Genomic DNA, 23,874 nt, shown 5'->3' with positions numbered 1-23,874 from the left:
AGCGTTTGCTTACCGGGGCCGGGGTGTGCGCCCGGCGGCGCACTCACTTTCTTTTGCTTCGCCAAAAGAAAGTAAGCAAAAAAAAGGGCCCTGCTGTCTGCGTCCCCTTCGCTTCGCTACGGGGCAACCTGTGGTGCTCGCGGGTGGGGTGGGCCGCAGAACTCACTGCGCGCTTGCAGCGCTAAGTTCGGACAACTGCGGCCAGTCAGTGCACGAAGCATGTGTGTCCTTCGGCACACATGCCCACCCCACCCGCTGCGCTCCTCGGCGCATCCAAAAGGGAAGTGGGACGACTCGGGTCATCGCTGCGCTCGACCCGGCCTTCGCGGCGCTGCGCGCCTGCGCAAGCGCAGAGCACGCGCACTCCGCCCCGTAAGGGCCGAGCGCAGCGACGGCCCGTGTGGGGCGTTCGGGTTCCCTTCTGCCCGTGCCGAGAAGCCGAGCGCGGGCAGGGCGCATGCGCGTCGGAGCGCGCATGCCTCGTGAACTGACTCGCCGTGGCTGTCCGAACGGAGCTGCTCCGCAGCGCAGTGAGTTCCACGGCGGCCCTGTCTGCGCGAGCATCGCAGGCTGCCCCGTAGCGCAAGCGAAGGGGACGCGGGCAGTAGGGTCGCCCTTTCTTTGCTCACTTTCTTTCGGCGAAGCGAAAGAAAGTGAGTGCGCCGCCGGGCGCACCCCCCGGCCCCGGGAAGCAGTCGCTCAGCAACATTCAAAAATGATAGCTGCATGCGCTCACCATATAAGCGCTAGAAGCCAATTCGACCAAAAGAAGATCAAGCCCGAGCCATCAAAGCCTTCTCAATCCGCCGGCGGTTCACCGTGGTCTTCGGCACATGAAACGGAAACCAAGCCCGCACATCCTCCTCCAACCCGATCCCATGCATGTAGTTGTAGATCGCCTTCTTCAACCCCAACCCCAGCGCATCATGGTCCACCCCCGTCGGGTCGATGAACGCCACGTCGTTCTTGGCGAAGTCTCCGGGCGGCAGCGGTGCCAGCGTCACGCCGTACTCGGCCGGGTTCTGCCCCACCGGGGAATGCACCGTGCAGGCAAAGCGGTGGAAGAACCCGCTCTGGATGCAGCCGTTGGCGAACAGCTGGCGCACGTATTCCAGCGCGTCCACCGTGTCCTGCACCGTCTGCGTCGGAAAGCCGTACATCAGGTAGGCATGCACCAGGATGCCCGCATCGCTGAACGCCTTGGTCACGCGCGCCACCTGGTCCACGCTCACGCCCTTCTTCATCAGGTTCAGCAGCCGGTCCGACGCCACTTCCAGCCCGCCCGAGATGGCGATGCAGCCGCTGTCGGCCATCAGCTCGGCCAGGTCGGGCGTGAAGGTCTTCTCGAAGCGCACGTTGCCCCACCAGCTGATGCCGGCGTTGCGCGCGATCAGTTCGTGCGACAGGGCCTTGAGTGCCTTGGGCGGTGCGGCCTCGTCCACGAAGTGAAAGCCCGTCTGGCCCGTCTCGCGCACGATGGCCTCGATGCGGTCGGCCAGCACCTCGGCGCTGGCGCCTTCGTAGCGGCCGATGTAGTCCAGGCTCACGTCGCAGAAGCTGCACTTCTTCCAGTAGCAGCCGTGCGCCACGGTCAGCTTGTTCCAGCGCCCGTCGCTCCACAGCCGGTGCATGGGGTTGAGCATGTCCAGCAGCGACAGGTAGCGGTCCAGCGGCAGGCCGTCCCAGGTGGGCGTGCCCACCTCCGCGAACGCGACGTCGGCCTCCATCAGGTTCACGTACTGCACGGCGCCTGCGTCGTTGCGCACGAAGGTGCGCACCAGGCGCTGGCGGCCGCGCTGGCCCTGCAGGTGCTCCAGCAGCGCGAGCAGCGGGCGCTCGCCGGCGTCCAGCGTCACGTAGTCGAAGAAGTCGAACACGCGCGCATCGGCCAGTTCGCGCAGCTCGGTGTTCACGAAGCCGCCGCCCAGCACGGTGGCGATGTGCGGGTGCCGCGCCTTGATGGCCTGGGCGATGCGGAAGGCCGCATACACGGACCCGGGGAAGGGCACGGACAGCAGCACCACCGTGGGCTGGTGGCGCTCGATGGCCTCGTGCGTGAGCTGCTGCAGCAGGTCGTCCACCAGCGTCGGCGGCGCGGCGAGGGCTTCGGCCAGCGGATCAAAAGTCGGTTGGCTGCCGGCCAGCGATTCGGCATAGCGCACGAACTCGAAGCGTTCGTCCACCGCGTCGCGCAGCACGTCGGCCAGGTCGTTCAGATACAGCGTGGCCAGGTGCTTGGCCCTGTCGGTCAGGCCCAGGGCGCCGAAGGCCCAGCCCAGCGGATCGCCGCCTTCGTCGTCCACGTACACGTCCAGCGTGGCGAAGCGCGGCCCCTCGGGCAGGTAGTGGCGGCCCGCGATGCGGTGCGCCAGCGTGCTGTCGCGCCCCTGCAGGAAGGCAATGGCCGGGCCGATGGTGGCGAGGTACCGGTCCTGCTGCGCAGCGAACGACTGCACGGCGGGGCTGCGCTTCTTCGGAGGAATGGCCTCCACCCGCGCCGCCACGGCCTTCAGCCCCTCGGGCGACAGCAGCCGCAGCACCAACGCCAGCGCCAGATCCTCCTGGAACGCGGCCACGCCACGCGAGCGCAGAAAGCCCGTGAGGTAGGCGGTGGACGGGTAGGGCGTGTTCAGCTGCGTCATCGGCGGGATGACGGCCAGCACGCGGCAGGCGGTGTCGGACATGGAAGGCGTGGGGCGGGAGGGCCCCCGATTATCCCGGCCGGTGGGCCGCCGCGCTCAGGCAGGGACACTCAGGCCGAGGCACTGTGGCAATGGCATCTATCGATATGCCAGGCTCATCTGTGGGCTTGCATACCATCGCGGCTTCGGTTTTTTCTGCAAGCAAGAGGTAGTGATGAAGATGCAACGTCGGGCCTGGGCCTGGAAAGTCGCGGCCGTGGCCGCTGCCGCATGGGTGGGCTCTGCGGGGGTGCTGGCGCAGCCCGCCTACCCCTCGCGCCCGGTGACGCTGGTGGTGCCCTTCCCGCCCGGCGGCAGCAGCGACACCATCGGCCGCGCCATCGCGCCCAAGTTGGGCGAGAAGCTGGGCCAGCCCGTGGTCATCGACAACCGCCCGGGCGGCGGCACAGCCGTGGCGGCCGGTTACGTGGCGCGCTCCGCGCCGGATGGCTACACGCTGCTGATCGGCTCGGGTTCCATGCTCACGCTGAACCCGGCCGTGCGCAAGGACCTGCCCTACGACTCCGTGAAGAGCTTCGAGCAGATCGGCATGCTGAGCCGCGCCGGCATGGTGCTGCTGGCCGGCAAGGACGCGCCCTTCAGCACGGTTGCCCAGGTGCAGGCCGCCGCGAAGAAGGCGCCGGGCCAGCTGCCCTATGCCTCCTTCGGCGCGGGCACGGCCTCGCATTTCACGGCCGAGATCGCCTGGCTGGCCCTGGGCGTGCAGCTGCTGCACGTGCCCTACAAGGGCAGCGCGCCCATGCTCACCGACCTCATCGGCGGACAGCTGCCGCTGGCCATGGACACCGTGGTCACCGCCGCGCCGCAGATCAAGGCGGGCAAGGTCAAGGCCATCGCCGTGGCCTCGCCCAAGCGCCTGCCCACGCTGCCGCAGGTGCCCACGTTCGCCGAGGCGGGCTTCCCCGACGTGGTGCTGGAATCGTGGGGCACCGTCATGGCGCCGCGCGGCCTGCCGGCGGCCGTGCACGCCAAGCTGGAAAAGGCCTTGATGGAAACCATGGCCGACCCCGGCGTGCGCAAGGCGCTGGCGGACCAGGGCGTCGAAGCGGTGGTCGGCCCCGCCAAGCAGGCCGACGCGCTGCTGGAGCGCGAGCTGCCGCTGATGCGCGCCGTGGCCGCCCGGGCCCCGCATGAGCGCCGACTGACGGCACCGGCCCGGCCGCAGGCGGTCACTGGAGGGGTGGTGCGGCCAGCTGAGCGTCCAGCCCCTGCAGCGCCGCGGCCAGCACCTGCGTGCCCGCCAGCACCTGCGCGGGTTCGCTCCACTCCTCGGCGCAGTGGCTGCGTCCGCCGCGGCAGGGAATGAACACCATGCCCATGGGGGCCAGGCGCGCCATCGGCACGGCATCGTGCCCCGCGCCGCTGGGCATGCGCCGGTGCGCGTGGCCGTGGCGGCGCGCCGCCTGCTCGATGGCGGCGATCACCCGCTCGTCCGCCTGCGTGGGCTGCGTCTGCGTCAGCGTGCGCGCGGCGGCCGAGACGCGGCAGCGCTGCATCTCGCCGGCCGTGGCCTGCAGTAGTTCGTCCACGAACGTGCGCAGCACCTGCGGGTCGTCGCTGCGCACCTCCAGGCTCATGCGCACCCGCCCGGGCACCGTGTTGGTGGCGTTGGGCTCGACGGCCAGGCGGCCCACGGTGGCCACCACGTAGCGGCCCGGCTGGCTCAGGGCGAGGGCCCGGTGGTGGGCCAGCGTGATGATCGCCGCCGCGCCGGCCAGGGCGTCGTGGCGCAGGTGCATGGGCGTGGTGCCGGCGTGGTCGGGCTGGCCGGTCACGGTGACCTCCACCCGGTGGATGCCCACGATGTGCGTCACCGCGCCGATGGCCAGGCCCTCCTGCTCCAGCACCGGCCCCTGCTCGATGTGCAGCTCGACGAAGGCCGCCACGCTGCCCGGTGCGCGCCGGGCGCTGTCGATCCGCTCGGGTGCGCCGCCGATGCGCTGCAGCGCCTGGGCCAGCGTCTCGCCCTGGGCGTCCGCGGCCTGCAGCAGCGGCACGTCCAGCAGGCCCGCCTGTGCGCGGCTGCCCACGCAGGAGACGCCATGGTCCGTCGGTTCCTCGGCCAGGAAGTCCACCACCTCCAGCGGGTGGTGCCAGGTCTGGCCGGCGTCGTGCAGCGCATGGGCCACCTCCAGCGCCGCCACCACGCCCAGGATGCCGTCGAACCGGCCGCCCTGCAGCACCGTGTCGCTGTGCGACCCGCTCACCAGCGCCGGGGAGCCGGGCACGCGGCCCTCGCGGCGGCCGATCAGGTTGCCCGCCGCGTCCGTGTGCACAGCCAGGCCGGCGCTGGCGAACTCGCCGGCCAGCCAGGCCCGCGCGGCGGTGAACTCGGGCGAGAAGGCGCGGCGCGTCCACGGCAGGTCGGGCCGGGTGAAGCGCGACAGGGCCTCCAGCCGGCGCCACAGGCGGGCCGGGTCCAGCGGCAGATCGGCGGGGGCGGCTTGGGGCGGTGCAGGCGCGGCCGGGCTGGCGGCGGGCGTGGGGAAGGGAGGGGCGGTGGGAAGGCGGGTGTCCATGCCGACTATGGTGCCCCGCTATGCTTGCGCAAGGAATCTTGGGTAACGCATGCAACGCATAAAATTTTCTTTGCCTTCCGAGCTGCCGCTGGAGCCGCTGCGCGCCTTCGATCTGGTGGCGCGCGAAGGCACGTTCTCGGCCGCCGCCGAGCGCCTGGGGCTGACCCAGCCGGCCGTCAGCCTGCAGGTGCGGCAGCTGGAGCGCCGCCTGGGCGTGCGCCTGCTGGAGCGCGTGGGCCGCAGCGTGCGCCCGACCGCCGCCGGGGCGGAGCTGCTGCAGCATGTGCCCGCCATTGCCGCCGCGCTGGAGGCCGCGCTGCGCGCCGTGGGCACGCACGCCAGCGAGGTGGCCGGCCGGGTGCGCCTGTGCACGGGGCTCACCACCTGCCTGTACCTGCTACCGCCGGTGCTGCACCGGCTGCGCACCGCCCACCCGCGCCTGGAGGTGGTGGTCAGCACCGGCAACACCGAGCACTGCCTGCGCGGCGTGGAGCACAACACGCTGGACCTGGCGCTGGTGACCCTGCCCGTGGCTTCACGCGCGCTCAGCGTGGTGGAAGTGCTGCAGGACGAGCTGGTGGCCGTGGGCCGCGTCGGCGGCACGCCTGCGCTGCCGGCCCGCTGCACGCCGCGCGCCGTGGCGGCGCTGCCGCTGCTGGCCTTCGATGCCACCGCCACCACGCGGCAGATCGCCGATGCCTGGCTGCGGCGCGGCGGGGCGGTGCCGCGCCCGCAGATGGAGTTCGACAGCGTGGAGGCCATCAAGGCCATGGTGGGTGCCGGGCTGGGCGTCGGCCTGCTGCCGCGCATGGCGGTGAGCGGGCCGGGTGCCGCGGCCGAGCTGGAGGTGCGCCCGCTCACCCCCCGGCTGCATCGCCGCATGGGCCTGGTGCTGCGCAACGACAAGCCGCTGGGCCGCGCGCTCCAGGCCGTCGTGCAGGCGATTGCCGAGGCTGGCCGCGCAGCGGAGTGAGCTCCCGCAGCCTGTGCGGCTGGCGCGGCTTCAGGGCGGTTGCGGCGCTTCCGTGGGAGTAGGCGGGGCCTGGTAGTTGTTCTTCACCCGCACATAGTGCTCGGCGGAGTACTTCAGGTAGGCGATTTCGGCCTCGGTCAGCGCCCGCTGCCGTGCCGCGGGGCGGCCGATGTAGAGGTAGCCGCTCTCCAGCACCTTGCCCGGCGGCACCAGGCTGCCGGCACCGAGCATCACGCGGTCTTCGATCACCGCGTCGTCCATCACGATGGAGCCCATGCCGATGAGGCATTCGTTGCCGATGCGGCAGCCGTGCAGGATCACCCCGTGGCCTACCGTGACATGGTCCCCGATCACCAGCGGCGAGCCCTCGGGCTTGGCAGGGTTGCGGTGCGAGACATGGCCCATGCTCAGATCCTGCACGTTGCTGCAGGCACCCACGGTGATGCGGTGGACGTCGCCGCGCAGCACGGCGTTGCACCACACGGAGCTGTCGGGCCCCAGTTGCACATCGCCGATGACCTGGGCCGAAGGGTGGACGAAGGCGCCGGCTTCCAGCATGGGCGCGGTATCGAGGTAGGGGGAGAGGGGCATGGCGGGGCTTGGTGAAAAAGCAGCGGACGGATGGCGGCCGAGCGTACTGCATCGGCCTGCCTGCGCCTGTGCCCACCGCGTCAGGTTGCGGCTGCATCCTCCGGCGCCAGCAGCGTGTGCCCGGCGGCGCACAGCAGTGCCCACGCGCGTTCGCGGTCGGCCTGCTGCACCAGCAGGTGGTCGCCGTCGAAGGTGGACACCACGAACACGCCGATGCCGTTCTCCGACAGCGGGCGGATCACGGACAGGACGATGCCCGTTGCACCGAACGCGAACGGGCCGACGAAGCGCAATGCCCACCAGCCGCGGTCGGCCTGCATGTCTGCGGGCACGCGCTCCTCCAGGCAGGTGACCGACAGCTCGTCGCGGGTGCGCGAGACGGTGACGAAGCCGGGGCCGTCGGCCCAGGCGGGAAACGCGCTGTCGGGGGCGAGGCGCGCGATGGCGTAGGTGCCGGCCAGAGGCTGCAGGGTGATGTGTCGAGTAGTCATGGTGCGGTGGGGGCGGAGGGTGCCGCGGACGAGGAAAGGGGTGCGGCGGGTCCGAGCGGCGCGAGCGCGAGCGTCAGCGCCAGTGCCCCCATCACCGCGGCCACCAAGGCATCCAATGCGCGCCACGCCTGGGGCCGCGCGAACCACGGCGCCAGCAGGCGTGCCCCGCAGCCCAGGGCCACGAACCACAGCGTGGAGGCCGTGGCCGCGCCCGCCGCAAACCACCCCTGCAGGCCTGGCGGCTGCTGGCCGCCCAGCGCGCCGAGCAGCACCACCGTGTCCAGGTACATGTGCGGGTTAAGCAGCGAAACGGCGAGTACTGCCGCCAGCGCGGTGCGGCGCGAGGGCGCGGGCCCCGCCTGCGGACCGGCGGTGAGGGCCGCCGCCGGGTGCAGCGCACGGCGCGCCGCGGCCAGGCCGTACCAGGCCAGGAAGGCCGCGCCGCCCCAGCGTGCCAGCGCCAGCAGCACGGGGCTGCGCTGCACCAGCGCCCCCATGCCCGCCACGCCCGCGGCGATGGCGATCACGTCGACGGCGATGCAGGCGGCAACCGTCAGCCCGACATGCTGTCGCCGCAGGCCGGTGCGCAGCACATGGGCGTTCTGCGCGCCGATGGCCATGATCAGCCCGGCGCCCATGCCGAAGCCCTGCAGCAGTGGCGGTATCCAGGGAAGGGAAGCAAACATGGGCGGCATTGTGCGGACGCAGTCCTCAAGATGCAGCACATCTTGGAAAATATCGGGATGGCTGAGAATTTCTTCACTTTGGTGGTCTAGCGCGCGATGGCACTCGATTCCAAGCAATGCGAAGCCTTTCTGGGCGTGGCCGAGACGGGCAGCTTCGAGCAGGCGGCCGTGCGCCTGCACCTCACGCCGTCGGCCGTCTCGCTGCGCGTGCGCGCGCTGGAAACGGCGCTGGGCCAGGCCCTGGTGGTGCGGGGGCGGCCCTGCCGCGCCACGCGCGCGGGGCGCCAGCTGCTGCAGCACCTGCAGCGCACGCGGCTGATGGAGCAGGATCTGCTCTCCGGCCTGGCAGGAGCGCCCGACGGCGGCGAGGGCTTCTTCCAGGCCGCGCTGGCGGTGAATGCGGATTCGCTGGCCACCTGGCTGCTGCCCGCCCTGGCGCCGGTGCTGGCGCGCGAGCGCATCGTGCTGGAGCTGGTGGTGGACGACCAGGCCCACACCGATGCGCTGCTGGCGGCGGGGCTGGTCAACGCCTGCGTGGCGGCCGAGGCGCATGCCATGCGCGGCTGCGTGGCCGAGCCGCTGGGCACCATGCGCTACCGGCTGGTGGCCACGCCGGCCTTCGCCGCGCAGTGGTTCCGCCGCGGCCTGACGCGGGCCGCCGCGCAGCGGGCGCCGGCCGTGGTCTTCAACCGCAAGGACCTGCTGCATGCCGATGCGCTGCTGCGCACGCTGGGCCTGCCGGCCAGCGCCTACCCCACCCACTACGTGCCGGCGTCGGAGCCGTTCGTGGCCGCCATCCGCCTGGGGCTGGGCTACGGCATGGTGCCGCAGCTGCAGATCGGCGACGCGCTGGAGCGGGGCGAGCTGGTGGACGTACTGCCCGAGGCGGCGACCGACGTGCCGCTGTACTGGCACCGCTGGGCGCAGCAGTCGCCGCGCCTGGAGGCGCTGGCGCACAGTGCCATGGCCGCAGCGCGCGGGGTGCTGCGCTAGGGAACCTCTGCACGAATCACCGCGCCGTATGCATCTGCGGCCTTGGGCAGTCTGCGGCGTTGCAAAGACTCGCAATAGCCACGCTATTGCTGCGTTTTGCGCCTTGCATCCCCTCCCGATCCGCAGCGCCCACTTGCCGCTCGATTCGTGCAGAAGTTCCCTGGCGCCAGATCCGCCCGGCCGGGCGCGCCGGGGAGGGTCAGCCCCGCGCCGCGGGGGAGGGGGCGTACAGGCCCAGGAACATCTCGACCGCATCGGCCAGCACCTGCTCGCGCTGCGGGCCCGTCAGCGGCGGCTGTCCCAGCGCGATCTGCGGCCAGAAGGCGAAGGCCTTGACCATGCCATGCAGCTGGTGCGCGGCGTACTGCGGGTCGACCCCCGCGCGCAGCCGGCCGTCGGCCTGCGCTGCGCGGATCCACACCGGCAGGTCCTCTTCCTTCTCCGACAGCCGCGCCACCATGGCCCGGGCGCGCTCGGGGCTGTGCATCATCTCCGCCATGGCCACGCGGCACAGGGCGATGAAGCTCGGGTCGTCCAGCAGGCGCATCTTCGTGTCCAGCACGGCGCGCAGCTGTTCCTGCAAGGGCCGGGCCGGGTCGTAGCGCACCTCGGGCAGGGCATGGCTGCGGTCCCACAGGTGCAGCAGGATGGCCTCGAACAGTTCTTCCTTGCTGGGGAAATGGTTGTAGACCGTGCGCTTGGACACTTCGGCCACGGCCGCCACGCGGTCCATGCTCGTCCCCGCGAAGCCGTGCTCGCGAAACTCCGCAATGGCCGCCTGAACGATGGCCGTGCGCTTGCGGTCGGTAAGGCGGGTGGGCGTGGCGGGGGCGGGCATAGGTCAAATTTTACACTCTCAAGTTTACTTTTCGACTCTTTGAATTACACTTTCGGGTGTACTTTCTCATTCCGACGCCCATGCGCTTGCTCCATCGGCACCGGGTTTTCTGGCTCTTCATCCTTCTGATCGCCATGGCCGCCATCCTCCGCTTCTGTGCTCCTCCTGCCCCTCCCGCGGCCCACACCGCGTCACCGCAGTTCGTGGACGGCAAGTTCCGCAACCGCGCGCCGCGCCATGCGCTGGGCTTTGCCAAGACGGTGTCCGTGTTCTGGAACTTCCTCACCGGCAACAAACCGGCCGACACCGTGCCCAGCGCGCCGGTTCCGGTGCAGCCGCTCACCCGCGCGGCGGTGCTGGCCGCGCCTGACGGGAGCCTGTGGCGCCTGGGCCATTCCACGATGCTGTTGAAGCTGAACGGCGGCTTCTGGCTGACGGACCCGGTGTTCTCCGAACGCGCCTCGCCTGTGCAGTTCGCCGGCCCCAAGCGCTTCCACGCACCGCCCATCGCCATCGACGAGCTGCCGCCGCTGACCGGCGTGGTGCTGTCGCACGACCACTACGACCACCTGGACCATGCCGCCATCCTGGCCCTGGCGCCGAAAGCCGAGCACTTCGTGGCGCCGCTGGGCGTGGGCGACCGGCTCATCGCCTGGGGCGTGCCGGCGGCCAAGGTGCAGCAGTTCGACTGGTGGCAGGGCACGACCCTCGGCGGCGTGCAGCTGGTGGCCACGCCGGCCCAGCATTTCTCGGGCCGCACGCTGTCGGACGGCAACCGCACGCTGTGGGCCTCGTGGGTGCTGATGACCGCAGACACCCGCATCTTCTTCAGCGGCGATACGGGCTACTTCGACGGCTTCCAGGCCATCGGCGAGCGCTACGGCCCGTTCGACCTGACGCTGGTGGAGACGGGCGCCTACAACGAGGACTGGCCCGACGTGCACATGCAGCCCGAGCAGAGCCTGCAAGCCCACCTGGACGTGCGGGGCCGCCACATGATGCCGATCCACAACGGCACGTTCGACCTGTCGCTGCACGCCTGGACGGACCCGTTCGAGCGCATCGCAGCCCTGGCGGCGCAACGCGGCGTCCCGCTGGTCACGCCCGCCATGGGCGAGCGCGTGGACATCGCCGCGCCCACGGGCACGCAGCCGTGGTGGCGCGCCGTCGGCGCCGCCCAGCCTGCGGACTGATGAACGGGCCGCTGCGCTTCGCCGTTCAGGCGGGTGCTGCGTCGCCGGTGGGCAGCCGCATCACGCCGGTGTGGAAGTCGTACTCGAACACCTCGCCGTGGCGCGCCCAGGTGATGGCCGTGCGCAGCACGCTTTCGGCCTCCGCGCTGCCCAGCTGTTCCGCCAGCAGGCGCAGGAAGGGCGCCTCGGGCAGCTCGCCCTGCGCCTCCTGCTCCAGGCTGTGGCGGATGTGCGCCACCAGCGGCACATGGGCCAGCAGCTGCTGGCCGAAGAGCTGCTGGCGCAGTCCGTGGCCGCCTTCCGCGTAGCGCCGGCCCAGCGGGGTGATCTGCAGGTCGCCCCCCTCCAGCGCCGCCAGCCCGAGCTGGGCCACCGCGTGGGCCAGGGGCAGCAGTTCGGCATCGGTCAGGCTGGTCTCCTCGGCCAGGCGCGGCAGGTCGGCGCGGCCACCGAAAGGGGGCTCCGCCAGGAGTTCCAGCAGGCCGTCCATGCGCGCCACGTCGGCGGCGGGCAGGCGGTCGGTGAGGGCGGCGGTTTCGGGCTGCTCCGCGGGGGCCTCGCCCGCCACCGCCCCAGGTCGGGTGGCGCCGGCCGTCATCAGGGCATAGACCTCGTCGATCAGCGCGCGCACCGGTTCGCTGTCGGCCCTGCGGGGATGCGGCAGCTGGATCGCCAGCTGGCAGCGGATGCGGCCCGGGTCGCTGGCGAAGACCAGCACACGGTCGGCCATCATCACGGCCTCTTCGATGTTGTGCGACACGACCAGCATCGCCTGGGTGGGCATGGTGCCGCTGCGCCACAGCTGCAGGATGTCCTCGCGCAGGCGTTCGCCGGTGAGCACGTCGAGCGCGGAGAAGGCCTCGTCCATGAGCAGCACGTCGGGCTCGGTGACCAGGGCGCGGGCGATGCCCACGCGCTGGCGCATGCCGCCCGACAGCTCGCGCGGCAGCGCGCCCTCGAAGCCCGCCAGGCCGATGAGGTCGATGGCGGCCTCGGCCCGCTTGGCGCGATCGGCCTGCGGCACGCCCCGCGCCTCCAGGCCCAGTTCCACATTCTGCTGCACGGTCAGCCACGGGAACAGCGCGAACGACTGGAACACCATGCTGATCGCGCGCGCCGGCCCGTGCAGCGGCTGGCCGCGGTAACGCACGCCGCCTTCGTCGGCGGCGATCAGTCCGGCCATGATGCGCAGCAGTGTGCTTTTCCCTGAGCCCGACTGGCCCAGTAGCGCGACGATCTCCCCTTCGCGCAGCGTGAAATCCACGCCGCTCAGCACAGGGCGTTCGCGGCCGTCGGACGAGCGGAAGCGCTTGCCCACGCCCTGGAGTTCGATGATGGATTGCGTCATGGTGGTGGTGCGTTCATTCAACGGACAACGTTCGGGGCGGGTCAGAAATGCATTCGGTCTTCGGCCAGGCGGTACAGGCGCCGCCACAGGAAGTGGTTCAGCCCCATCACGAACACCACCATGGCGCCGATGCCCAGGGCGATGCGCGGAAAGTCACCCGTGGCCGTCATCTGCGCGATGTAGCTGCCCAGGCCCTGCGCCTGCAGTGTCGTGTCGCCCCAGGTCACGTACTCGGCCACGATGCTGGCGTTCCACGAACCGCCGCTGGCGGTGATGGCGCCGGTCACGAAGCTCGGGAACACGGCGGGCAGCAGGTAGCGCTTCCACTTCAGCCAGCCCGTCAGACCCACGTTCTGCGCGGCCAGGCGCAGTTCGTTGGGAATGCTGGAGGCGCCCGCGATCACGTTGAAGAGGAGGTACCACTGCGTGCCCAGGATCATGAGCGGCGACAGCCACACGTCGGGGTTGAGCCTCCAGTGCACCACCAGCATCACCGCCACCGGAAAGAACAGGTTGGCCGGGAAAGCGGCCAAAAACTGCGCCACCGCCTGCAGCCGCCCCGCCCAGCGCGGGTTCATGCCGATCCACATGCCCACGGGCACCCACACCAGCGCTGCCAGCGCGATCAGCACCAGCACGCGCACCAGCGTGTAGCCGCCCAGGGCGAAGACATGCGCCACCTCGCGCCAGCCCACCTCGGCGTGCACGAAGTGCACCAGCCGCGCAATGGCGAAGAGCACGCCCGCGGCCAGCACGGCATCCCACACCCGCTCCGCGCGCGGCGAGGGCGCGGCGGGCCGGGCGCGGATCGAGGTGCCGTCGTAGCGGCGCTGGAACAGCGTCAGCGTGCGGCCCAGCTGCCGCTGGCACCAGCCGGCCATGCGCTGCGTGGCGCGGCCGCGGCGCAGCCAGCCCAGCAGCCATGAGCGCGGGGCGGCATCGGCGCTGCCTTCCTCGAAGCGGAACTTGTCCGCCCAGGCCACCAGCGGGCGGAACAGCAGCTGGTCGTACAGCAGGATGGCCACCAGCATGCAGGCGATGGCCCAGCCGATCGCCGGCAGGTCGCGCGCCTCGATGGCCAGAGCGATGTACGAGCCCACGCCGGGCAGCTTGATGTCCTGGTGCGACACCGAGATGGCCTCCGACGCCACCACGAAGAACCAGCCGCCGGACATCGACATCATCATGTTCCACAGCAGCCCCGGCATGGCGAAGGGCAGCTCCAGCCGCCAGAAGCGCTGCCAGCCCGAGAGCTGGAACACGCGCGCGGCCTCCTGCAGCTCGGCCGGCACGGTGCGCAGCGACTGGTAGAGGCTGAAGGCCATATTCCAGGCCTGCGAGGTGAAGATGGCGAAGATGGCCGCGCATTCCACGCCCAGCAGGCTGCCCGGAAAGAGCGCGATGAAGCCCGTCACGGTGATGGACAGGAAGCCCAGGATGGGAATGGACTGCAGGATGTCCAGCAGCGGCACCAGCACCCGTTCGGCCAGGCGGTACTTGGCGGCCAGCACCGCGAACACGCAGGCGAACACCAGCGACGCCAGCATGGCAACGGCCATGCGCAGCGTGGTGCGCAGCAGGTAGTAGGGCAGCTGCGCCGGGTCCAGCGACAGCGGCAGCGCATCGCCCAGGTGGAAAGGCTGCGCCATCTGCGCGGCCCCGTACGCCCCCAGCACGATGGCGGCTAGCACCAGGGGCAGCAGCGCCCAGTCCCAGCGGTTGGGCGGCGCCTCCACGGTCTGGCGGGGCAAGAATTCGCGGCGCGACGGGGCGGTCATGGGCGGACGAACGGACGGACGGGGCAGGCGCAGGTTGCGGGGATCGGAACGCGCTTTGCGAGGTGAAGACCGGGCGCGCGCCGCACAGGCCGCCAGCGTAGGCGGCTTATGTTGCGGTCGTGTGCAGGCGCCGTCCGCGCCGCGTGCAGGGGCCGGGGCGCCCGCCCCCGCCGTCCGGGGCGTCCGTGCCGCCGGTGGTGCCAGTGATGCCTTTGGTGCCGGCGTGCGGCCCGCAGGGCGTCAGCGCGCCGGTGCGCGCAGGGCGCCGGCCAGGCCGCGGCCGGTGAGCTGGCCCACGATGGCGGCCTTCAGCGGCGGCAGGCGGCGCGCGCCCTGGATGACGGCCTGGCGCAGCAGCTTGGGCAGGGGCCGCGGGTCCGTGTACAGCTTCACGATGGCGTTCGTGCCCTGGTAGATCGGGAAGGCATGGCGGTGGTGGGCGCGGGCATAGCGCTCCAGCACGCCGGCGGCGCCGATGTCGGTGCCCGCGGCACGCGCGTCCACCAGCACACGGGTGAGATGCTCCACGCCCGACAGGCCCAGGTTGTAGCCGTGCGCCGTCACCGGGTGCATGCCCACGGCGGCGTCGCCCAGCAGCGCGCAGCGCGTGCCGGAGAAGCGGTGCGCGTACACGGCCACCAGCGGGTAGGCGTGGCGCTCGCCCACCAGGCGCATGGCGCCCAGGCGGTGCTGGAACTGGGCAGCCACCTCGGCGGCGAAGGTCTCCGGGTCCTGCGCCATCAGGCGCTGCGCGTCGGCCGTGTTGGCGGTGACCACCACCGAGCATTGCTGGGCGCCGTCCACGATGTCGTCGGGCAGCGGCAGGATGGCCAGCGTGCGCTCGTAGCCGAAGCATTCGTGCGTGACCTCGTGGTGCGGCGCGTCGTGGCGCATGCGGCAGACGATGACCGTGCGGCCGAAGTCGGTCATGCTGGCGCCGATGCCCAGCTGCCGCCGCGCGGCCGAGAAGCGGCTGTCCGCGGCCACCAGCAGCGGGGCCTCCAGCCGCAGCGGCGCGGCGTCGGGGGCGGCGCCGGCGGGGGTGTATTCCAGCTCGGCGTGCGTGGGCAGGGCGGCCACGCGGCTGACCTGCGCGCCGGCGATGACCGTCACGCCCGGCGTGCGCGCGGCGACCTGGTAGGCGGTGCGGCGCAGCGCGTGGTTAGGCACGATCCAGCCCAGGTGGTCGCAGCCGCTGCCCACGGCGTCCAGCTCCAGCGCCGAGCGCAGGCCCACCGGGCCGTCGTGCACCTGCGCCTCGCGGATGCGGCCGATCTCGTGCGGCGCCAGGTGCTGCCAGCTGCCCAGGCGGCGCAGTGTGTCGCCGCTGGGATGGGTGAGCGCGATCTCGCGGCCGTCGGGCGCGGGATCGGCCAGCGCCGCTTCGGGCTGCTGGTCGAGCACGGTGGCGGTGAAGCCGGCGCCGGCCAGGGAGATGGCCAGCGACAGACCGGCCGGGCCGGCACCGACGATGAGCACATCGCTGCGGGCGGGGCTGCGGCGGGTCGTCGGGGTCTGCTGGGGCATGCGGGTCTCCGGGATGGGCAGAAAGCAGGAAAGAAAAAAGCAAAACGGGCGAAGCGCGCGGAACCGGCTGCGGACGCCCGCTCGGCGGGGTTCCCATTGTCGTCGGTGGGCGCCGGCCCGGGGTTGCAGTGTGTCAATGCGCGCCGCGGCGTGGCCTGTCGGGCGTGTACTCACTATTTAGGAGCATCTTGCGCTTGTCCTGAAAGGAATTCAATGGGTTTTGTATTGAAATTCTTTGCTGGTAAAGCGCAGGTAGCTATCAATTTTGATGTTCTCCGCGGCAGCGCACGGGGCTTGCGCCGCTGCAAGATGGATCACACCGCGTCCCGCGCGGAGGCCGTGCAGGACAGCAGCGCAAGCGGGCCGTTTTCCGCGCCCCGGCATGGCCCCGGCGCCCGCCGGCCCCGCACAATGGCGCCATGGACAAGTACCTGGAGATGCGCACCTTCCTGGCCGTGGTGGATGCGGGCAGCTTCGTCGGCGCGGCCGAGACGCTGGGCGTCTCCAAGACGGCCGTGTCGCGCCACGTGGGTGAGCTGGAGGCGCGCCTGGGCGCCCGCCTGCTGCACCGCACCACCCGGCGCCTGTCGCTCACCGAGGAGGGCGAGGTCTTCCAGACGCGCTGCCGCGAGGTGATCGAGGCCATCGGCGAGGCCGAGGCAGAGGTCACCTCCCGCACGGGCGAGGCCGTCGGCCAGCTCAAGGTGACGGTGCCGGTGAGCTTCGGCGTGCTGCACCTGGCGCAGGTCTGGGGCGCCTTCCGCGCGCGCCACCCGCAGGTGACGCTGGACGTGACGGTGTCCGACCGGGTGGTGGATCTGGTGGACGAAGGCATCGACCTGGCCGTGCGCATCGCCCAACTGCCCAGCTCCAGCCTGGTGTGCCGCAAGCTGTCGTCCACGCGCGTGATCCTGTGCGCCTCGCCCGAGTACCTGCGCCGCGCCGGAACGCCCGCGCACCCGGCCGAGCTGGCGCAGCACGCGGTGCTGGGCTATAGCCTCTGGTCCGGCCGCGACGAATGGACCTTCGACGGCCCGGGCGGGCCGATCACCGTGCTCACCCACCCGTGCATCCGCACCAACAACGGCGACATCTGCCGCGCCGGCGCGCTGCAGCACCAGGGCATCATCCTGCAGCCGGGCTTCATCGTGGGCGAGGACATCGCCGCCGGCCGGCTGGTGGAGCTGCTGCCCGGCTACCGCTCGCTGGAGCTGGGCATCTACGCCGTCTACGGCAGCCGCCGCCACGTGCCGCCCAAGGTGCGCCGGCTCATCGACCTGCTGGCCGAATGGTTCGAGACGCCGCGCTGGGCCGAGCCGGAGCCGCCCGCCGTGCCTGCGCACGCGCCTGCGCCCTCGCCCGATTCGGCGATTCAAAATTTATAGCGAGCACCGCTGGATCGGTCAGCGCCGCAGCCCGAAAAGACCGGCCCCTCAAAGAAAAAGCGCCGGCAGGCGGCGCTTTTTTCATCCAGGGCCCGGAGCCCGTTCAGGCCGGCACGCCCTTGCGGTCCGCCAGCCAGGCGGGCGCATCCTGCAGCGCCACGGGGCGCAGGAAGCGGTCCAGCGCGGCATAGCCCACCGAGGTGGTGAACGGCGCGGTGGAGGCGGGGAACGGGCCGCCGTGGTGTTGGGCGGCGGTGACGGCCACGCCCGTGGGTACGCCGGTGAACAGCACGCGGCCGGCGATCTGCGTGGCGGCGCGCACCAGGTCGCGGTTCTCGGCGGTGTCGGCGTCGGCGCCCCAGACCGTCACCGTGAGCGAGCCGCCCACGGCCTTCAGCACGTCGATGGTCTCGGCCACCGAGCCCACGCGCACCACCAGGGCGGCGGAGCCGAACACTTCTTCATGCAGGTGCGCGTCGGCGATGAAGTCGGCGGCCTGCACCTCGCCCAGGAACGGGCGGGGCGTGGCGCCGGCAGCGGCCGTGTCGCTCACCAGCGCCTTGAGCTTGGCGTGGCCCTTCCAGGCGGCCACACCCTTGTCGAAAGCGCTGCGGATGCCGGGAGTCAGCATGGCGTGCGGTGCCAGGGCGGCGAGCTTTTCGGCCAGCGTGGCCACGAAGGCATCGCCCGCGGCGTCCTTGCGCACGACGATCACGCCGGGGCTGGTGCAGAACTGGCCCGAACCCAGGCAGATGGAGCCGGCCAGCGTCTCGGCCAGGGCGGCGCCGTTGGCTTCCAGCGCCGGGGGCAGCGCGACCAGCGGGTTCACCGAACCCAGCTCGCCGTAGAAGGGGATCGGGCGGGGGCGCTCGGCGGCCACCTTGGCCAGGGCGGTGCCGCCCTTGAACGAGCCCGTGAACGCCACCGCGGCGATCGCGGGCGCCTGCACCAGGGCCACGCCGGCGGCGATGGAGCCGCCTTCGATGGCCTGGAACACGCCGGCCGGCAGGCCGCGCGCGGCCACAACCTTCTGGGCCAGCGCCACGGTCTGGCGGGTCAGCTCGGGGTGGGCCGGGTGGCCCTTGATCACCACCGGGCAGCCGGCGGCAAGGGCCGAAGCGGTGTCGCCGCCCAGCACCGAGAACGCGAACGGGAAGTTGCTGGCCGAGAACATGGCCACCGGGCCCACGGGCACGCGCACGCGCAGCATGCGCGGGCGGCCGGCGGGCGGCGCGCCGGCCACGGCCGGGTCGTCGATGGTGGCGTGCGCATCGCCGCGCTCGATCACATCGGCAAAGCCGCGCAACTGGAACGCGGTGCGGTCCAGTTCGCCGTTCAGGCGCACGGGGCCCAGGCCGCTTTCGCGGTCGGCGATCGGCACCAGGGTCTCGCGCTGGGCTTCCAGGGCGCTGGCCAGGTCGCGCAGCAGGGCAGCGCGGTCGGCGGCCGGGGTGGCGGCAAACGCGTCCGCAGCCTGCGCGGCTGCGGCCACGGCGGCCTCGATCTGGGCGGGGGTGGATTCGGCCCAGGCGTCGCCGTGGGTTTGGCCCGTGCGGGCGTCGATGGATTGGAGGGTGTTGCTCATAATGTTGTCTGATGTCTGATAAGTGGGAGCATAACGGCGCTGTCCGGGCAAGGCAAGCGGGGGCCGGGCCGCCTGCGCCACCGCCCTGGAATTTCCCCTGATGCCGGAGCGCCTATTCCTACGCCATCCGCCGGGGGGCACCATTAGAGTCGTTCGTGTTCCCACTACTGAAGGAGTCGACACATGCGCGTGGACATCTACCGCCGAGCCGAAGCCGAGGGCAAGTTCTCGCACCTGGTGGTGCCCGAGGGCCGCCCCATCCCCCAGGAAGCGATCAACACCGACTGGGAGAGCGAACTGCAGGGCCAGGAGCTCGATGAAGAGGCCGCGCATTGGGACGATTTCGGCATTCCGGAACCCGGCCAGCAGCTGCGGGAAAAGGGCTACGCCATCACCAGCGTGCGCGAGCAGACGGACTGAGGGGCCTGCCCCTGGGCGGCCGAGGCCGCTTCCTCCTTTCTCTGGCATTGCCGGGCGATGCGGAAGCAGGACATCCCCAGCGCGCTGGTGGCTGGCGGTGCGCATCAATGGACTGCGGACGCCGCCCTGACGGGGCGCGCGCCTTCCGCCCCGGCCCTGTCAATCCGGGGACGATCCCGGGATGACGCACGGCGAGGCGCACGCTACGCTGCACCGCATGGAGACAAGTACACAACAACCTCCCGCCGAGACGGCGGACCCGGCCGCGGGCGGGGCCGGCACCCCCCCGTTCGTTCCGCAGATGCGGCTCTACCAGGACTGGCTGCGCACCGAGCGCGGCCTGGCGTTCGACGACTACCAGGCTCTTTGGCGCTGGTCGGTCACCGATCTGGATGCCTTCTGGCAGTCGATGTGGGACTACTTCGACCTGCAGTCGCCCACGCCGCATACGGCCGTGCTGGCCCGCAACACCATGCCGGGGGCGCAGTGGTTTCCCGGCGCGCAGGTGAACTATGCGCAGCAGGCACTGCGGCATGTCGAGGCCGCCCATGCCGCCGGCCTGCCCGCGGTGGTGAGCCGTGACGAGAAGGGCCGGCACCGCGAGCTGTCCTGGCCCGCGCTGCGTCAGCAGGTCGCATCGCTCGCCCTGCACCTGCAGCGCCAGGGCCTGCAGCCGGGCGACCGCGTGGTGGCCTACCTGCCCAACATTCCCGAGGCCATGGTGGCCCTGCTGGCCACCGTCAGCCTGGGCTGCATCTGGAGCATCTGCGCACCGGACATGGGCACGCAGGCCGTGCTCGACCGCTTCCGCCAGATCGAGCCCAAGGTGCTGATCACCGTGGACGGCGTCGCCTACGGCGGCCGCGACCTGGACCGCACCGCGGTGGTGGAGGAACTGCGCGCGCAGCTGCCCACGCTGCAGCATGTGATCGTGGTGGACCAGCTGGGTACTGCAAAAAACATAGCTGACTGCGCAAGCTACACCAGCGCTACAGGGCAAAACGACGCAGAAACGGCGGCCTTCGCGCCGCGCTGGGTGCCGTTCGACCACCCGCTGTGGATCGTCTACTCCAGCGGCACCACCGGGCTGCCCAAGCCCATCGTGCACGGCCACGGGGGCATGCTGCTGGTGGCGCTGCAGCTCAAGGTGTTGCACAACGACATCGGCTGCAGCTACGAGGCCAACAGCTTCGGCGAGCGCTACCACTGGTACAGCTCCACCGGCTGGGTGATGTGGAACGCCCAGGTCAGCGGCCTGCTGTCGGGCACCACCTGCGTCATCTACGACGGCAACCCGGGCGGCAGCAAGGACCGGCCCGACTGGGGCACGCTGTGGCGCTTCGCCGCCGAGACCGGCGTGACCTTCTTCGGCGCTGGCGCCGCGTTCTATGCCAGCTGCATGAAGGCCGGCCTGACCTTGGCGGACTGCGGCGACCTCTCCCGCGTGCGGGCGCTGGGCACCACGGGCTCGCCCCTCTCGCCCGAGGTGCAGGAGTGGGGCACAGCGCAGTTCCAGCGCCTGCGCGCCGTGCCCACCGTCCCGGCCGCCGCCGCTCCGGGCCGCCCCAAGCAAGGCGCGGCCCCCTTGGGGGGCAGCGACCCACACGCAGTGGGGGAGCGCGGGGGCGAACCCATCTGGTGGGACAACATCTCGGGCGGAACGGACTTCTGCGGCGCCTTCATCGGCGGCCACCGCGAGCTGCCCCAGGTGCCCGGCGAGATGCAGTGCCGCATGCTCGGCGCGGCGGTGGAAGCCTGGGACGCAGAGGGCCGCCCGGTGGTCGACGCCGTGGGCGAACTGGTCTGCACGCAGCCGCTGCCGTCCATGCCGCTGTACTTCTGGGGCGACGTGCGCGACGACGCACACGCTGGAGAGGAGCGGGGCGGCGACTTGAGCACCGCCGGGCCGCCCCAAGGTGCGAAGGCCCCCTCGGGGGGCAGCGACCCACACGCAGTGAGGGAGCGTGGGGGCGAAGTGAGCACCGCCGGGCCGCCCCAAGGTGCGAAGGCCCCCTCGGGGGGCAGCGACCCACACGCAGTGAGGGAGCGTGGGGGCGACGCATTCGGTCCGCGCTATCTGGCCAGCTATTTCGACATGTACCCGGCCGGTCACGGAAGGCTTCCCGGCGGCGGCGACGGCCCTGCAGAGATGGGCGCCGTCTGGCGCCACGGCGACTGGCTCAAGGTGGGTGCCCACGGCGGCTGCACCATCTACGGCCGCAGCGACGCCACCATCAACCGCCACGGCCTGCGCATGGGCACCAGCGAGCTGTACCGCGCCGTCGAGGCGCTGCCCGAGGTGCTCGACAGCCTGGTGATCGACCTGGAATACCTGGGCCGCGACAGCTACATGCCGCTGTTCGTGGTGCTGCGCAGCGGCGTGGCGCTGGACGACGCCCTGCGCCAGCGCATCGCCGGCGCCATCCGCACGGCGCTGTCGCCGCGCTTCGTGCCCGACGACATCTTTGCCGTGGCCGAGGTGCCGCGCACGCTCACCGGCAAGAAGCAGGAGCTGCCCATCAAGAAGCTGTTGCTGGGCCAGCCTCTGGAAAAGGTGGTCAACCGCGATGCCATGGCCAATCCGGCGTGCCTGGGGTGGTACGTGGACTTTGCGCGCAGCCGCTAGAGAGACTCTGCATGCATCGGGCGGACAGCGCGTGCCGCAGCAGACTGCCCGATGACGCGGAGGCGCATGGCGGCGTGATTAGTGCCGTGGTTTTTTAGGAAGCCGCCATGCACGCGTTCGGGCTCCATCGTCCACACCCTCCGCCCTGGCGTGTGGGCACCGTAGGACTTGGCTGACCGGCCGTGCCGTGGCTGCGTTCCATAATGCTTCAGCCGGCCGCCGCGGCTGGCCGTTGCCGCCGTACCGACAGAAAAAGGGAATCCATGAGCACCACGCCCCCCAAGCGCTTTTCGATGATCCGCGAGTTCCATCTCGCGGACTGGTTCACGCTGGGCAATGCGGTGTGCGGCGTGGGCGCGCTGTTTTCTTCCATGACCTTCCTGGAAACGTCGGAAGTGCGGCACATCTACTTCGCTGCTGCGCTGGTGCTGGCGGCGCTGATCTTCGACGTGTTCGACGGCCGCATCGCCCGCTGGCGCCAGAAGTCCTCGGCCATGGGCCGCGAGCTGGATTCGCTGGCCGACGTGATCTCCTTCGGCGTGGCGCCGGCCATCATCGCGTACGCCTGCGGCATGCAGGGCATGTACGACCGCGTGGTGCTGGCCTTCTTCGTGGCCTGCGGCGTGTCGCGCCTGGCGCGTTACAACGTCACGGCGGAGACGCTGTCCGGCGGCGACGGCAAGGTCAAGTACTTCGAGGGCACGCCCATTCCCACCTCCATCGTGCTCGTGGGGCTGCTGGCCCTGGCGGCGTCGATGGGTGCGGTGCGTGACCAGCTGTGGTTCGGCAAGGTGCTGATCGGCGGCTTCACGCTGCACCCGCTGGTGCTGCTGTTCGCGGTGTCGGGCTCGCTGATGATCAGCCGGATCCGCATACCGAAGTTCTGACGCCCCCCTGAGTCGCCTGCGGCGCCTTCCCCCGAGGGGGACGACGCCAGTGGCCCGGCGGAGCCGGTTCCACGGCGTCCGCTGGCATGGCCTGCTCCGCGGCCTTCTGGTTTTATAGAGGCTAGGAGCGGCCGGCGGTAGTAACGCCCTGGTCTGGCGGAACGGAAGCCTTCGCAGTCCCACCTATCGGGCGTGAAGCCTATCCATGGCCGCGTGTCTTGATGATTTTGCTATTAATACTGTAGCTGTTGGCGCTTGATGGATAAGCGCTAGAAGCCTATTTGGCTTGTGCCGTCGCGGCAGGGCGCCGGTTCACCAGCACGATGCCGGCCGCCACCAGGGCCAGGGCGGCCACCAGGGTGGCGGTGACGGGTTCGCCCAGCAGGCCGGCGCCGAAGAGCAGGGCGAACACCGGCGTGAGGAACACGAAGACGGAGATCTTCGTGGCCGGGTAGTGGGCCAGCATCCACATCCAGGCCAGGTAGCTGATGAAGGCGCCCACCAGCGACTGCAGCACGATGGAGCCCCAGGCGTAGGCGCTCAGCTGCAGGCTCCAGGTCTCGCCCAGGGCAAGGGACAGCAGCGGCAGCGTGGCCGCGCTCATCGCCACCTGGTAGAGCAGCTGCTTCTCGGGCGCCACGCGGGCGAAGGGCGTGGAGCGGATCACCACCGTGGTCAGCGCCCACAGCAAGCCGCCGAGCAGGCCCAGCGCATCGCCCAGCCAGCCCAACGGGTGGCTGGCATTCGACGGGCCGAGCAGGCTGTCGCCCAGGGCCAGTGCCACGCCGCAGAAGGCGCCGGCCAGGCCCAGCCACTGCAGGCCGGCGAGGCGCTCGCCCGGAATGAAGCGCGGCAGCAGCAGCGCCACCCAGAACGGCGCGCAGTAGACGAAGAGGGTGATGCGCGAGGCCGTCGTGTACTGGATGCCCATGTACAGGCACGCGAACTCGCCCGCGAACAATGCGCCGGCCAGCAGGCCCGCGCCCCAGGCGCCCGCCGGCTCGCGCGTGCTGCGCAGCGGCACGCCGCGCCAGACGCACCAGGCGGCGATGGCCGCCGTGGCGATGGCGAAGCGCACGAAGGCCTGGAACACCGGCGCCACCTCGGCCACTGTGGTTTTCACCAGCACCTGCTGGAAGCCCCAGAACAGGCAGCAGCCCAGCAGGATGGCAACGGCGAGGGCGTCGAGGTGGGACTTGGGGCGCAGGGACATCGGGCGATTATGGAAGCCGGGCGCGGTGGCTGCCGGCACCCCGGCGCGCCAGGACACGTTCGGATGCAGGGCCGGCGCTGGCGCGGGGTACACTTCGCGGCTTCGAGAAGGCGCCAGCC

At 71.2% G+C, this 23,874-nt stretch carries 18 protein-coding genes and 1 pseudogene; 8 read left to right on the top strand and 11 right to left on the bottom strand.

Features of this window, described 5'->3' with window-relative positions; all coding sequences use genetic code 11:
• Nucleotides 1-773: 773 nt before the first annotated feature.
• Nucleotides 774-2,684 carry a B12-binding domain-containing radical SAM protein gene (locus tag QE399_RS06020; RefSeq protein ID WP_309827057.1) on the bottom strand — a complete coding sequence of 637 codons (1,911 nt, stop codon included), beginning with the start codon at nucleotides 2,682-2,684 and terminating at the stop codon, nucleotides 774-776.
• On the opposite strand from QE399_RS06020, the pseudogene QE399_RS06015 reads away from it, so the two are divergent.
• Nucleotides 2,650-3,780 (top strand): annotated as a pseudogene (locus QE399_RS06015) (Bug family tripartite tricarboxylate transporter substrate binding protein); the annotation flags it as partial. The gene QE399_RS06020 and the pseudogene QE399_RS06015 sit on opposite strands and share 35 nt — an antisense overlap.
• Nucleotides 3,781-3,871: 91 nt before the next feature.
• Here the strand turns inward: QE399_RS06015 and QE399_RS06010 are convergent.
• A complete protein-coding gene (locus QE399_RS06010; protein ID WP_309827055.1) occupies nucleotides 3,872-5,221 on the bottom strand; it encodes a Zn-dependent hydrolase in 1,350 nt (449 codons plus the stop codon).
• 49 nt (nucleotides 5,222-5,270) lie between these two features.
• Here QE399_RS06010 and QE399_RS06005 point away from each other — a divergent pair, with 49 nt between their 5' ends.
• The gene (locus tag QE399_RS06005; RefSeq protein WP_309827053.1) at nucleotides 5,271-6,194 is read left to right on the top strand and encodes a LysR family transcriptional regulator; all 924 of its coding nucleotides are present in this window, start codon (nucleotides 5,271-5,273) and stop codon (nucleotides 6,192-6,194) included.
• 30 nt (nucleotides 6,195-6,224) lie between these two features.
• Here the strand turns inward: QE399_RS06005 and QE399_RS06000 are convergent, their stop codons facing one another.
• The 3 genes from QE399_RS06000 to QE399_RS05990 form a co-directional block, all read right to left on the bottom strand.
• Nucleotides 6,225-6,785, bottom strand: coding sequence for a gamma carbonic anhydrase family protein (locus QE399_RS06000; RefSeq protein ID WP_309827052.1), 561 nt, complete (start codon nucleotides 6,783-6,785; stop codon nucleotides 6,225-6,227).
• An 80-nt stretch (nucleotides 6,786-6,865) separates the two neighbouring features.
• Entirely contained in the window at nucleotides 6,866-7,276 is a 411-nt protein-coding gene (locus QE399_RS05995) for an ACT domain-containing protein (RefSeq protein ID WP_309827050.1), read from the bottom strand.
• Nucleotides 7,273-7,962 (bottom strand): LysE/ArgO family amino acid transporter, encoded by a 690-nt coding sequence (locus tag QE399_RS05990; RefSeq protein ID WP_309827049.1) that lies wholly within the window; start codon nucleotides 7,960-7,962, stop codon nucleotides 7,273-7,275. The genes QE399_RS05995 and QE399_RS05990 overlap by 4 nt, the downstream gene beginning before the upstream one ends.
• Before the next feature lie 96 nt (nucleotides 7,963-8,058).
• Between QE399_RS05990 and QE399_RS05985 the strand changes: the two genes are divergently transcribed.
• On the top strand, nucleotides 8,059-8,955 hold the full coding sequence (locus QE399_RS05985; protein WP_309827048.1) for a LysR family transcriptional regulator ArgP: 897 nt from the start codon (nucleotides 8,059-8,061) through the stop codon (nucleotides 8,953-8,955).
• A 199-nt stretch (nucleotides 8,956-9,154) separates the two neighbouring features.
• On the opposite strand, the gene QE399_RS05980 is transcribed toward QE399_RS05985, so the two are convergent.
• A complete protein-coding gene (locus tag QE399_RS05980) occupies nucleotides 9,155-9,793 on the bottom strand; it encodes a TetR/AcrR family transcriptional regulator (RefSeq protein WP_309827047.1) in 639 nt (212 codons plus the stop codon).
• 134 nt (nucleotides 9,794-9,927) lie between these two features.
• Here QE399_RS05980 and QE399_RS05975 point away from each other — a divergent pair, with 134 nt between their 5' ends.
• A complete protein-coding gene (locus tag QE399_RS05975; protein ID WP_309827046.1) occupies nucleotides 9,928-10,986 on the top strand; it encodes an MBL fold metallo-hydrolase in 1,059 nt (352 codons plus the stop codon).
• Nucleotides 10,987-11,011: 25 nt separating this feature from the next.
• Here the strand turns inward: QE399_RS05975 and QE399_RS05970 are convergent, their stop codons facing one another.
• The 3 genes from QE399_RS05970 to ubiM form a co-directional block, all read right to left on the bottom strand.
• Nucleotides 11,012-12,334: an ABC transporter ATP-binding protein gene (locus QE399_RS05970; RefSeq protein ID WP_309827044.1), complete on the bottom strand. Its 1,323-nt coding sequence runs from the start codon at nucleotides 12,332-12,334 to the stop codon at nucleotides 11,012-11,014.
• 41 nt (nucleotides 12,335-12,375) lie between these two features.
• On the bottom strand, nucleotides 12,376-14,112 hold the full coding sequence (locus QE399_RS05965) for an ABC transporter permease (protein ID WP_309827043.1): 1,737 nt from the start codon (nucleotides 14,110-14,112) through the stop codon (nucleotides 12,376-12,378).
• A 240-nt stretch (nucleotides 14,113-14,352) separates the two neighbouring features.
• Complete coding sequence (gene ubiM / locus QE399_RS05960; RefSeq protein ID WP_309827042.1) at nucleotides 14,353-15,639, bottom strand: 5-demethoxyubiquinol-8 5-hydroxylase UbiM; 1,287 nt, start codon at nucleotides 15,637-15,639, stop codon at nucleotides 14,353-14,355.
• Between the two features lie 419 nt (nucleotides 15,640-16,058).
• Here ubiM and QE399_RS05955 point away from each other — a divergent pair, with 419 nt between their 5' ends.
• Nucleotides 16,059-17,024 (top strand): LysR family transcriptional regulator, encoded by a 966-nt coding sequence (locus QE399_RS05955; protein WP_309827041.1) that lies wholly within the window; start codon nucleotides 16,059-16,061, stop codon nucleotides 17,022-17,024.
• Between the two features lie 103 nt (nucleotides 17,025-17,127).
• On the opposite strand, the gene QE399_RS05950 is transcribed toward QE399_RS05955, so the two are convergent.
• On the bottom strand, nucleotides 17,128-18,609 hold the full coding sequence (locus QE399_RS05950; protein WP_309827040.1) for an aldehyde dehydrogenase (NADP(+)): 1,482 nt from the start codon (nucleotides 18,607-18,609) through the stop codon (nucleotides 17,128-17,130).
• Between the two features lie 183 nt (nucleotides 18,610-18,792).
• Here QE399_RS05950 and QE399_RS05945 point away from each other — a divergent pair, with 183 nt between their 5' ends.
• The 3 genes from QE399_RS05945 to pssA all read left to right on the top strand — a co-directional run bounded on the left by QE399_RS05945 (nucleotide 18,793) and on the right by pssA (nucleotide 22,542).
• Complete coding sequence (locus QE399_RS05945; protein ID WP_309827038.1) at nucleotides 18,793-19,029, top strand: DUF6139 family protein; 237 nt, start codon at nucleotides 18,793-18,795, stop codon at nucleotides 19,027-19,029.
• A 217-nt stretch (nucleotides 19,030-19,246) separates the two neighbouring features.
• On the top strand, nucleotides 19,247-21,655 hold the full coding sequence (locus tag QE399_RS05940; RefSeq protein WP_405044073.1) for an acetoacetate--CoA ligase: 2,409 nt from the start codon (nucleotides 19,247-19,249) through the stop codon (nucleotides 21,653-21,655).
• A gap of 263 nt (nucleotides 21,656-21,918) precedes the next feature.
• Nucleotides 21,919-22,542, top strand: coding sequence for a CDP-diacylglycerol--serine O-phosphatidyltransferase (gene pssA / locus QE399_RS05935; RefSeq protein ID WP_309827036.1), 624 nt, complete (start codon nucleotides 21,919-21,921; stop codon nucleotides 22,540-22,542).
• Nucleotides 22,543-22,819: 277 nt separating this feature from the next.
• Here pssA and QE399_RS05930 read toward each other — a convergent pair whose 3' ends face one another.
• A complete protein-coding gene (locus QE399_RS05930; protein ID WP_309827034.1) occupies nucleotides 22,820-23,755 on the bottom strand; it encodes a DMT family transporter in 936 nt (311 codons plus the stop codon).
• Nucleotides 23,756-23,874 lie beyond the last annotated feature (119 nt).

It is taken from the genome of Paracidovorax wautersii (genome assembly GCF_031453675.1).
Classification (GTDB): domain Bacteria; phylum Pseudomonadota; class Gammaproteobacteria; order Burkholderiales; family Burkholderiaceae_C; genus Paracidovorax.
This window is presented reverse-complemented; position numbering and strand designations above follow the sequence as displayed.

What these genes read in the sequence shown, in the direction of transcription:
- QE399_RS05995 (WP_309827050.1), bottom strand. Translation starts at nt 7,276, where the DNA reads ATGACTACTCGACACATCACCCTGCAGCCTCTGGCCGGCACCTACGCC.
- QE399_RS05990 (WP_309827049.1), bottom strand. Translation starts at nt 7,962, where the DNA reads ATGTTTGCTTCCCTTCCCTGGATACCGCCACTGCTGCAGGGCTTCGGC.
- QE399_RS05930 (WP_309827034.1), bottom strand. Translation starts at nt 23,755, where the DNA reads ATGTCCCTGCGCCCCAAGTCCCACCTCGACGCCCTCGCCGTTGCCATC.
- QE399_RS05965 (WP_309827043.1), bottom strand. Translation starts at nt 14,112, where the DNA reads ATGACCGCCCCGTCGCGCCGCGAATTCTTGCCCCGCCAGACCGTGGAG.
- QE399_RS05955 (WP_309827041.1), top strand. Translation starts at nt 16,059, where the DNA reads ATGGACAAGTACCTGGAGATGCGCACCTTCCTGGCCGTGGTGGATGCG.
- QE399_RS06000 (WP_309827052.1), bottom strand. Translation starts at nt 6,785, where the DNA reads ATGCCCCTCTCCCCCTACCTCGATACCGCGCCCATGCTGGAAGCCGGC.
- pssA (WP_309827036.1), top strand. Translation starts at nt 21,919, where the DNA reads ATGAGCACCACGCCCCCCAAGCGCTTTTCGATGATCCGCGAGTTCCAT.
- QE399_RS05950 (WP_309827040.1), bottom strand. Translation starts at nt 18,609, where the DNA reads ATGAGCAACACCCTCCAATCCATCGACGCCCGCACGGGCCAAACCCAC.
- ubiM (WP_309827042.1), bottom strand. Translation starts at nt 15,639, where the DNA reads ATGCCCCAGCAGACCCCGACGACCCGCCGCAGCCCCGCCCGCAGCGAT.
- QE399_RS06005 (WP_309827053.1), top strand. Translation starts at nt 5,271, where the DNA reads ATGCAACGCATAAAATTTTCTTTGCCTTCCGAGCTGCCGCTGGAGCCG.
- QE399_RS05985 (WP_309827048.1), top strand. Translation starts at nt 8,059, where the DNA reads ATGGCACTCGATTCCAAGCAATGCGAAGCCTTTCTGGGCGTGGCCGAG.
- QE399_RS05980 (WP_309827047.1), bottom strand. Translation starts at nt 9,793, where the DNA reads ATGCCCGCCCCCGCCACGCCCACCCGCCTTACCGACCGCAAGCGCACG.
- QE399_RS06010 (WP_309827055.1), bottom strand. Translation starts at nt 5,221, where the DNA reads ATGGACACCCGCCTTCCCACCGCCCCTCCCTTCCCCACGCCCGCCGCC.
- QE399_RS05940 (WP_405044073.1), top strand. Translation starts at nt 19,247, where the DNA reads ATGGAGACAAGTACACAACAACCTCCCGCCGAGACGGCGGACCCGGCC.
- QE399_RS06020 (WP_309827057.1), bottom strand. Translation starts at nt 2,684, where the DNA reads ATGTCCGACACCGCCTGCCGCGTGCTGGCCGTCATCCCGCCGATGACG.
- QE399_RS05970 (WP_309827044.1), bottom strand. Translation starts at nt 12,334, where the DNA reads ATGACGCAATCCATCATCGAACTCCAGGGCGTGGGCAAGCGCTTCCGC.
- QE399_RS05975 (WP_309827046.1), top strand. Translation starts at nt 9,928, where the DNA reads ATGGCCGCCATCCTCCGCTTCTGTGCTCCTCCTGCCCCTCCCGCGGCC.
- QE399_RS05945 (WP_309827038.1), top strand. Translation starts at nt 18,793, where the DNA reads ATGCGCGTGGACATCTACCGCCGAGCCGAAGCCGAGGGCAAGTTCTCG.